We start from the raw sequence: 2,366 nt of genomic DNA, 5'->3' as shown, positions 1-2,366 counted from the left end.
TGCATGAACAGCTCACCGGCGCGGTGGAGTCGTTGGTGTCGGGTGAGGACTGGAAGCAGGCGTTGGAGTTTGCGGCTCGGTTTCGTGCTCGTTCGTTCAACAACACGCTGCTGATCTTTGTGCAGCATCAGGCGGCGTTTGAGGCGGGCCGGGTGCCGGAGCCGGTGCCGTCGTATGTGGCGGGGTTCAAACAGTGGCAGGCGCTCGGCCGGCAGGTCGAGAAGGGCCAGTCGGGGTACATGATCCTCGCCCCGGTGACGGGGAGGTTCGCGTCGTTCACGCCGAAGGTGGCGGAGTCGTGGCGCAGGCTCGGCAGGTTCGAGAAACCGAAACCGGGTGAGGCGGTGCGCTCCCGCATGGTCGGCGTCCGACCCGCCTACGTCTGGGATGCCTCCCAAACCGCCGGCGACCCGATCCCCGCACCACCCTCGCCACGGCTGCTGGAAGGCGAAGCTCCCGATGGGCTCTGGGAGGGCATCGCACGGCTCGTGGAGGCGGAGGGGTTCAGGGTGTTGCGGGTGCCGCATGAGGGCATGATCCACGGCGCGAACGGTCTCACTGATTTCGGTGCGCGGACGGTTGCGGTGCGGGAGAACATGCCCGAGGCGGCGCAGGTGAAGACCCTCGTCCACGAGTTCGCCCACGTTCTCCTGCACGGCCCAGACAACGCCGATGCGACGGGGCATCGCGGGATTGGAGAGGTGGAGGCGGATTCGGTGGCGTTGATGGTCGTCGCAGCGCACGGCATGGACACCAGCGACTACACGGTCCCGTATGTGTCGGGGTGGGCGGCGACGGTGCCGGAGAAGTCCCCGGTCGAAGTCGTCCAAGCCACCGGCGAACGAGTCCGCAAAACCTCAGCAGTCATTCTCGACCAGCTGCCCACCGTGCAGATCAGCAACGGCGACCCTCCCGGCCTCACCCGCGAAACCCCAGCGAAGAAACGCCCCGAGCCTGCGGTCGAGACGACTGCTGATCCCTTGGCGGAGGAGCCGCGCCGCGCCGTGGCGTCGTCGGTGAGGAGCCTGTGATGGGTGCCGTTGATCTGTTCTCCGAAGTCGGCGGGATGCCGCTCTCCGAGGCGGCGGCGCGGTTCGCTGCGGCTGGGGTGCCGGTGTTCCCGTGCGTGCCGGGTGAGAAGCGTCCGCTCGTGGCCCGTGGGTTCCATGACGCGACCGCTGATCCTGGGCAGGTTGCGGCGTGGTGGTCGAGGTGGCCGTCCGCGAACATCGGCATCCCCACCGGTGCCGCATCCGGGGTCGAGGTCGTCGATGTCGACGTGCACGCGACCGGCACCGGGTTCCCCGCTTTCCGCGAAGCGCACCGCGAAGGGTATGCGGCGGGGTGGGCGGCGCTCGTGCGCACCCCCTCCGGCGGGCTCCACGCCTACTATCCGGCGCACCCGGATCGTGCGCAGTCGTCGTGGCAGGCGGCACGGGCGCATGTCGATTTCCGGGGTGACGGCGGCTACATCATCGCCCCGCCATCGAAGGTGCTGCGCCCTGGCGGGGCGCGAGCGCCGTACCGGCTCATCGTCACATCAGGCGACATCCCGGTGCCGGTGGATGCGGCACGGCTGCGCGAGTTCCTGGACCCGCGCACCCTGATCCCGATGGGCCGTGCGCGTACTGCTCGGTTGGAGCGGCGGGGGGCGGATGCGAAGGTGCTTGCCGGTTGGGTGGCGGGGCGTGGTGAGGGTGAGCGGAACCGTGGCCTGTTCTGGGCTGCCTGCCGTCTCGCCGAATCAGGCACCCCGCCGGCTGCGACTCTCGAAGCGCTGGGTCCTGCGGCTGAGCATGCAGGGCTGGGGTCGCGGGAGATCATGGCGACGATCCGCTCCGCCTACCGCACCGCCCGCACCGCACCCCGCGCTGCGGAGCCCGTGGCGGATGAGCGGCGTGTGGTGCGCGGGTCACCGGGGCGGGTGATCTCATGAACCCCATCGAGGCTGTCTCGCCGCGGGGTCGCCGCTTGGCGGTGATGACGGCGATCACGGGAACGGTGTTCATCGCCGCCGGCGCATTCTGGCTCAGCTTTACGGCGCTGGCTGATCTTGCGCGGCGGTCTGGGATTGATGGCGGTCAGGCGTGGGCGTGGCCGTTGATCGTGGACGGCATCATCGTCGTCGCAACCGTCGCTGTCGTCGCCCTCGCCAGCCAGACCCGCCCGACGTGGTATCCGTGGACGCTGCTTGCTGCGGGGGCGGTGGTGTCGGTGACGGCGAATGCGATCCACGCGATCATCGCTGCCGACACCGACGTACCACCGATCTTGGCTGCGTCGGTCGCTGCGATCCCGCCGCTGGTACTGCTGTCGATCACGCACCTCACCGTCATCCTCACCCGCCCCACCACCGCGCGCGCCGC

General features: G+C 69.4%; 3 protein-coding genes. All 3 read left to right on the top strand.

Annotated features, from left to right (window positions below):
* The coding region (locus FM113_RS08595; RefSeq protein WP_087013590.1) for an ArdC-like ssDNA-binding domain-containing protein at positions 1–1,031 on the top strand (1,031 nt) is incomplete at its 5' end.
* Entirely contained in the window at positions 1,031–1,936 is a 906-nt protein-coding gene (locus tag FM113_RS08590; RefSeq protein WP_087013587.1) for a bifunctional DNA primase/polymerase, read from the top strand. The genes FM113_RS08595 and FM113_RS08590, both read left to right, overlap by 1 nt.
* On the top strand, positions 1,933–2,366 hold a 434-nt coding region (locus FM113_RS08585; RefSeq protein WP_254908930.1), incomplete at its 3' end, for a DUF2637 domain-containing protein. The genes FM113_RS08590 and FM113_RS08585, both read left to right, overlap by 4 nt.

The sequence above is a fragment of the Leucobacter sp. 7(1) genome, from assembly GCF_900163635.1.
Taxonomy (GTDB): domain Bacteria; phylum Actinomycetota; class Actinomycetes; order Actinomycetales; family Microbacteriaceae; genus Leucobacter.
Note: the sequence above shows the minus strand (reverse complement) of the source record. Positions and strands in the feature narration are given on the sequence as shown.